We start from the raw sequence: 6,639 nt of genomic DNA, 5'->3' as shown, positions 1-6,639 counted from the left end.
AGATGACCGGACAGTGGGACACGCGCGAAGCGGTGCGCGACTATGTCGCGACCGTCTTCGACACCGAACGAGAATTCGCGATCTACGAGACCAGGTACGGCTGGGTGTGCCGCCTGGTGCTCACCGAGGAGGAAGCCGCCTCCGACATGGGGATGGGGCTGGGCAACCATGTCGTGGACCGCCGCACCGGCGTCGTCACCGCGCACACCAGTCTGCATCCGCTCACCATCGGCGAGATGTACGACGAGGCCGTGGAGGCGGGCGGCCCGACTCCGGGATACCAGGTCTATCCGCCGACCTGGGATATCCAGGTGGAACGTGCCCGGGAGACGTCCGCCGAGATCGAATACGGCGTGCGGGCGCGGTCGCTGACCACGCCGCCCGCCGAGGAACCCGGCGAATACCGCGTCATCATCGACAAGACCGACAACGTCTACCGGACCGAACCCGAGACCAGTCATGTGGCCTGCGCGTACGCGGTGCAGTGGGCGGAGGCGATCGGTCGTCCGTCCGGTACGTGGCCCGAGAGCGCGAGCTTCCAGGTGTGATCCGTCCCCGGTGAATCCTGCTGCCCGGCAGCGGAAGGGTTATGGTGGCAGGACATACCCGGTACCTCCCGGTCGGTGTCGCCCGTCGTGCCGGCGCGAAACCGTGTGACTCGGAATCGAGGAAGCCATGACGGACAGAATCGAAATCGATCCGGAGGGCCTCGCGAACGCGGCGGACGTCACCGAGATCCTCGAGGACGGCGTGCGCGGCGTCGGCGCCAGGCTGCGGGGCAAGCTGGAAGCGCTCGAGACGGCCGACGGCCTGCCCTGGGGTGACGACAAGATGGGCGACCAGTTCGTCGCCAACTACAAACCGGCCCGCGACAACCTGCTCGGGGGAATGGACGGCATCGCCGAGATGCTGGGCCAGTTCGTCACGGCCATGCGCGACGCGGTCACCGAATTGGAGGTCACCGACGTGAACGCCTCCTACGGCTTCGGCGGCTACGAGACGCCGGTCGCGCCGAACGTCATCCCCGGGCGTCCGCCCAGGCAGCCACAGCCTCCGGCGGAGGAGGGCGAATAGTCCTCCGGTGGAGGATGTTTCGACAGCTGTCGCCGAAAGCGCTACGGCCCGGCCGCGTTGCGCGTCCCGATGGACATGACCCCGCAGGCTCGAGTTTCCTCACAGGACACCGCCCGTACAACGGGACGCGATCCAATGGTGTGCCGAACGTCTCGCGAGAGGAAGCGATGGCAAGGCCGATGGAGACCGCCGAAACCCTGCCGCTATGAGCCTGTACCTGCCCGAGGGACTGCGCTGGCTGGGGTGGGTGGCGGGCGCGGCCTGGCCCGACGGCGACGAGGACAAGGCGTGGGAGGTCTCCAGGGCGTGGGAGGCCGCCGGTAAGGCGCTCGCGGCCCTGCTGCCGGATCTGGACGAGGCGAAACTCGCGACGATGGCGGCCTATCTCGTCGGCGACGCCGCCGTGGAGATGGGGCAGCGTTTCGACGAACTGCGCACCGGCGATGCGTCGTTGGAGACGCTGGCCCAGTACATGCAGACGATCTCGGACGCGGCCTTCGACATGGGCACCGAACTCCAGGCCACCAAGATCACCATCATCGTCACGCTGTGCTGGCTGGCCCTGGAGATCGCGTGGGCGTGGCTGTTCCCGCCCACCGCCCCCATCGTGGAGTTCCAGGCGATCCTCACCACTCGCTCGATCCTCAAGACGATGCAGGAGATCGTCCAGAACACGATCAAGAACATCGCCGCCCGGCTCGGCGCGCCGCTTACCCGGCCCGCGGGCATTCCGAAGTCGTTCTGGGGCAACCTGTTCAAGGAAGGCAAACTCGTCGCCCCCTCGGCCAAGGGCTGGGGTGTCTACGGCGCGCGCGCCCTCGAAGCCGTCGCCATCGCCGGCGGCATCAACGCGTCCGTGCAGGTCGGTCAGATCGCCGACGGCAAGCGCCGCAGCTTCAACGGCAAGGAATTCGGGTTCTCCATCCTCGGCGGCGTCGCGGGCGCGCTGCCGGCCCGCGAACTCGGGCGCGCGCTCGGCAAGGGCAGCACCAAGATCGGCGACAAGATCGGCGCCAAGACCGGATGGAATCTCGACAATCGCGCCTACAACGGCTTTCGCGGTGCGGCGGTCGGCTCGATCGCCGACGGATTCGGCGCCGTCACGGGCAATCTGGCCGTGGGTGTGGCCAATGTGGCCTCCGGAGGCAACTTCTCGGATTCGTTCTTGTCCGCCGAGGGCTGGGTCGGCGGTTTCGTCCAAGGCGGTCTGGTCGGCGGTGTGCGCGGCGCCTCGGCCTTCAACGGCTACATCCCGAAGATCGGCGAGGGCATCACGCCCTCGCAGTTCCGCCGCGACAATCCCCGCGCCTGGGCGTGGTGGTTCACCAAGGATCACGGCAAGGGCTTCTTCGAGCAGAAGACCGCGCCGACGACCGCCGTCACCGACGGGGCGGTCACCGCCGACGGCGGTGGTCCGCCGAATCAGAACGGCGGCGGTCCGCAGCCGATCCCGCTCGTTCCGCTCGGCGCGCCCGGCGCGGCGGTCCAGAACGGGCCCCCGCCCCCGGTGGTCGCGGCCGGGAACAACGGCGCGCTCCCCGACGGCCAGGCCCCGCCGCCGCCCCCGCAGCAGGCGGCGCAGGTCGACCACGGCGCACCGCCGCCGCCGCAACCGGTGGTGACCCAGGGCGGCACGGATTCCGACGCGGGCAGCGTGTCGAACAGCGGCGTCGGCCACGGGGATACGAACACCGTCACACAGAACGCCGCGAATCATCAAGCATCGCAATGGGATTCGAATAATCAGGCCCAATTCACCGGTGGGATATCCGGCGACACCACGATCTCGGGCGGGCCGCATTTCTCGCCGGAGAGTCCGGGACACGGCGACGGCGGTTCCCTGTACACCCTAGACAGCCCGACCTTCACGCCGGGCGGGCCGAGCTTCACCCCCGGTGGTCCGAATTTCGTGCAAGGGGGGCCGAACTTCGTCCAGGGGGGACCGAATCTCGTCCAAGGCGGTCCGAACCTCACCCAGGGCGGTCCGTCCTTCACCCAGAACGCTCCGCATGTCGGCGGCGTGCAGTCCTCGTCGCAGTCCGCGCCGGTGCACTCCACGACGCAGGACCAGTTCGGCGGTGAGAGTCAACAGCACCGGCCCGTGTCGGGGGAGAGCAACACGCCCGTCCGCGCCCGTCCGCATCACCTGCCGAAGTTGATCACCTCGCTCGGGTCCCTGTCGGATTCGAGCGCCGCGTCCACCCCCACGCCCGCGCACGTGCCGACGCCCGGTCCCGACGTGTCGCCGCTGTCGAGCAGCACCGACTTCCGGCCCGGCGCGGGACAACTCGGCACTCCGAACATCTCACCGCTGTCCTCGCCCGGCGAGGGCGGCTTCGGCGGCAACGACCCCCACTCGCCGCTCGGCAACCGCACCTTCTTCGACGATTCGTCGTCCTTCGGTGACGAGTCGCCGGTGGTGGGCCGCGACGATCCGTTCCGGTTGGTGCCCGATCCGCACGCGCCGAGGGTGTCGGACGGTGACTCGCTGTTCGGTGACGAATCGCCGGTGCTCGGACACAACGATCCGGTGCGGGTGGTCCCGGGACCGTACGATCCGCCGCCCCGCGTATCGGACGGTGACTCACTGTACGGCGACGAGTCGCCGGTCCTCGGACACAACGATCCGAGGCGAATCGTGCCCGGTCCGCACGACGGCGTCGACGCCCCGCTGACCACAACGGGCGCGCCGACAGCCCCCGTCGGCGGCCCGTCCACCGTGCAACCGAACCGACCCGACCTCGACACGACCCAGACCACCAACCGGCCCGCGCCGCCGATGCCGACGCGTCCGGCCCCCGTGCCGCCACCCCCGATGCCGACGCGCCCCGCGCCGGAACCGCCGCCGCTGATGCCGACGCGCCCCGCGCCCGTGCCGCCGCCGCTGGAACACGTGTCGACCGGCACCGAGAGCTTGCACTCGAACTCCTCGACCACCAGCCTGGACGTGTCCGGCACCGACATCGTGCACGCCACCGGAACGCAGGGCATCCTGGCCGCCGAGACCGAATACAACCCCTTCGCGGGCGACGGAAAGGACCTGCGCGGCAAGGCCCGTCCGCAGCGCTGGCCGAACATGCCGCAGATGCCGCCGGAATACCATCCGCCGGAGGCTCCGGACGGCTCGTGGCTGCCGGGTCAGGACGACCCCGCGCAGCCGCCCGGCGAACCCGGCATTGCACCGGGCGAGGATCCCCGGCAACCGGCCGACCCGGGACAGCCCGGCGGGTCGGAGCAGCCGCAACAGCAACCGCAGGAACCGCAGCAACCGCAGCAGGACGACCCGAACGTGCCGGGCCAACCGGGTCAGCCCGGTCAACCGGGGCAACCCGGTCAGCCGGGTCGGCCGGGTGCACCGGGGCAGCCGCCGATCCCGCCGACGCCCCCGACCCCGCCGACCGCGCCCACCCCGCCGACCACGCAGGACGACGTGGACCAGCCCTTCACGCTCAACGGATAGGCGCGCCGCCGACGTCGCGACCGCATCCCTTCACGCACCACCGCAAGTCGTCAACCATGCCCGGCAGGACCGGGCCGACCGGAGCGAGGACACCCGATGGCCGACAGAGTCGAAGTAGATCCCGAAGCGCTGGAGCAGGCGGCGGGGCTGGTGGAAACCCTCGGCGGCAACGTGCGCGCCGTCGTGACCGAACTGCGCGGCAAACTCGAGGCGCTCGAGACCGGGGACAACCAGCCCTGGGGCAACGACAAGATGGGCACCAAATTCCGCGACGGCAAAGCGAACGACGGGTACGGGGCCTCCCGGGAGAATCTGGTGACCGGCACCGACGGCATGGCCGATGTCCTCGGCGAGTTCGGGACCGGCATGCGCGAAGCGGTGGCCATGCTGCGCGAGATGGACGCGAGCGCCTCGACCACGTTCTGATCGGTCCGGCGATAACCACGCGTTCGCGGCGATCGGCGCGAATCGGTCGCGTTCCCGCGCGGGTCGGATTGCCGGATCGTGATCTTGTTGACGATCATGGTCGTGTGTGGCTATCCGACGGTGTGATCTCGCTGCGTCCGATCGCGGTGGCCGACGCGCCCGCGTACTGCGCCGTCGAGCCCGCCGCCACTGTCGACTGGCTGCACGGGGGTGAGCTGAGCCTGCCCGGCGTCACGGGTCACTTCGAGATGTGCGCCGCCGCGTGGCGCGACGGCGGCCCGCAGCGCGTGTTCGCGGTGACGACGCAGGTCGAGGAGGATCTGCTCGGCGTCCTCGGCGTGCACACCGGTCAGCCATTCCTTTCGGCTGGTCAGGCGAGTGTCGCCTACGACCTGACCCCGGCCTGGCGGCGTCCGACTTCGGCGACCAGGGCCGTGGTGCTCGGCTGTCGATTCCTGGCGCGCACGAGTCTGGCCGAGGAGGCCGTGCTGCGGGTCGACCCGGGCGACGCGGCGGCGGTGATGGTGGCGCGCCGGGCCGGATTCCACTACTTCCGCAGCAGCGACACCGAGCACGAGGGCCGACTCGACTGGTATTACCAGGCCGTCTAGTTCGGCGCTGCCGGAATTCAGGCGCCCTTGCGGGCGGCCGACTTCTTGGCGGGGGCCTTCTTGGCGGCGCTCTTGGTGGCGGTCTTCTTCGCGGCCGTCGACTTGGCGGCGCTCTTGGTCGCCTTCGCGGGCGCGGCCTTCTTCGCCGCGGTCTTCTTCGTCGCCCCGCCGGAACCGCGGCGTCCGCTCGCTTCGAGGCTGCGTTGCAGCGCGGCGACCAGGTCGACCACTTCGGCGTCCATCTCGGCGGGTTCGGCCTTCTCCTGGCTGACCACCTTGCCCGTGCCGCCGGCGATCGCCTCGTCCAGCACCCGTTTGAGTTCGATCTGGTACTCGTCGGTGTAGTGGTCGGGATCGAAATCGTCGGACATGGATTCGACCAGGGTCTCGGCCATTTTCAGTTCCTGGGGCCGCGGTTCGGAGATGTCGTCGAGCGATTCGAAGTCGACCGCGCGCACCTCGTCCGGCCACAGCAGCGTCTGGAGCACCAGCACCCCGTCGCGGACCCGCATGGCGGCCAGTCTGGTCTTCTGGCGCAGGGTGAAATGCACCAGCGCGGTCCGGTCGATGCGTTCCAGGGTGGCGGCCAGCAGCACGTACGCCTTGGGCGTATTCGAGTCCGGTTCCAGGTAATAGCTCTTGTCGAACAGGATCGGGTCGATCTGCTCGGAGGGCACGAATTGCAGCACCGGAATCTCGTGCTTCTCCGCGGCCGGGAGTTTCGCGAAATCCTCGTCGGTGAGCACGACCTTCTCGCCCTCGGGGGATTCGTAGGCTTTGTCGATATCGGCGTACTGCACGGATTTACCGCAGACCGTGCACACCCGGTCGTATTTGATCCGGCCGCCGTCGGCGGCGTGCACCTGGTGGAACCGGATATCGTGGTCCTCGGTGGCGGTGTAGACCTTCACCGGGACGTTGACCAGCCCGAACGCGATCGAGCCCTTCCAGATAGCCCGCATGCGCTCCATCATGGCCGAACCGTCCGGAATCCGCGAGCACTGCCGCGTCACGGCGGTGTCGGCACAGTTTTTCCGGGATGTCGGCGCACGAATTGGGCGGGTGGTG

6 protein-coding genes are annotated in these 6,639 nt (G+C 69.3%); 5 read left to right on the top strand and 1 reads right to left on the bottom strand.

Features of this window, described 5'->3' with window-relative positions; all coding sequences use genetic code 11:
- The first annotated feature begins 2 nt into the window (after positions 1–2).
- The 5 genes from ON30_RS16625 to ON30_RS16605 all read left to right on the top strand — a co-directional run bounded on the left by ON30_RS16625 (position 3) and on the right by ON30_RS16605 (position 5,571).
- A complete protein-coding gene (locus ON30_RS16625) occupies positions 3–548 on the top strand; it encodes an SUKH-4 family immunity protein (RefSeq protein WP_040708219.1) in 546 nt (181 codons plus the stop codon).
- 127 nt (positions 549–675) lie between these two features.
- Positions 676–1,074, top strand: a complete 399-nt coding sequence (locus ON30_RS16620) for a WXG100 family type VII secretion target (RefSeq protein ID WP_040708218.1) — start codon at positions 676–678, stop codon at positions 1,072–1,074.
- Between the two features lie 205 nt (positions 1,075–1,279).
- Positions 1,280–4,534 (top strand): WXG100-like domain-containing protein, encoded by a 3,255-nt coding sequence (locus ON30_RS16615; protein WP_040708217.1) that lies wholly within the window; start codon positions 1,280–1,282, stop codon positions 4,532–4,534.
- A 96-nt stretch (positions 4,535–4,630) separates the two neighbouring features.
- A complete protein-coding gene (locus ON30_RS16610) occupies positions 4,631–4,960 on the top strand; it encodes a WXG100 family type VII secretion target (protein WP_040708216.1) in 330 nt (109 codons plus the stop codon).
- A gap of 104 nt (positions 4,961–5,064) precedes the next feature.
- On the top strand, positions 5,065–5,571 hold the full coding sequence (locus ON30_RS16605; RefSeq protein ID WP_040708215.1) for a GNAT family N-acetyltransferase: 507 nt from the start codon (positions 5,065–5,067) through the stop codon (positions 5,569–5,571).
- 17 nt (positions 5,572–5,588) lie between these two features.
- On the opposite strand, the gene ku is transcribed toward ON30_RS16605, so the two are convergent.
- Positions 5,589–6,533 carry a non-homologous end joining protein Ku gene (gene ku, locus ON30_RS16600; RefSeq protein ID WP_040708231.1) on the bottom strand — a complete coding sequence of 315 codons (945 nt, stop codon included), beginning with the start codon at positions 6,531–6,533 and terminating at the stop codon, positions 5,589–5,591.
- Positions 6,534–6,639 lie beyond the last annotated feature (106 nt).

This window comes from Nocardia takedensis NBRC 100417, from assembly GCF_000308695.1.
GTDB lineage: Bacteria > Actinomycetota > Actinomycetes > Mycobacteriales > Mycobacteriaceae > Nocardia > Nocardia takedensis.
The sequence above is the reverse complement of the archived record's forward strand: the minus strand, read 5'-3'. Positions and strand labels throughout refer to the sequence as shown.

Bases quoted from the DNA above. Each gene is read 5' to 3' on its own strand.
- ON30_RS16625 (WP_040708219.1), top strand. From the start codon at position 3: ATGACCGGACAGTGGGACACGCGCGAAGCGGTGCGCGACTATGTCGCG.
- ON30_RS16620 (WP_040708218.1), top strand. From the start codon at position 676: ATGACGGACAGAATCGAAATCGATCCGGAGGGCCTCGCGAACGCGGCG.
- ON30_RS16615 (WP_040708217.1), top strand. From the start codon at position 1,280: ATGAGCCTGTACCTGCCCGAGGGACTGCGCTGGCTGGGGTGGGTGGCG.
- ON30_RS16610 (WP_040708216.1), top strand. From the start codon at position 4,631: ATGGCCGACAGAGTCGAAGTAGATCCCGAAGCGCTGGAGCAGGCGGCG.
- ku (WP_040708231.1), bottom strand. From the start codon at position 6,533: ATGCGGGCTATCTGGAAGGGCTCGATCGCGTTCGGGCTGGTCAACGTC.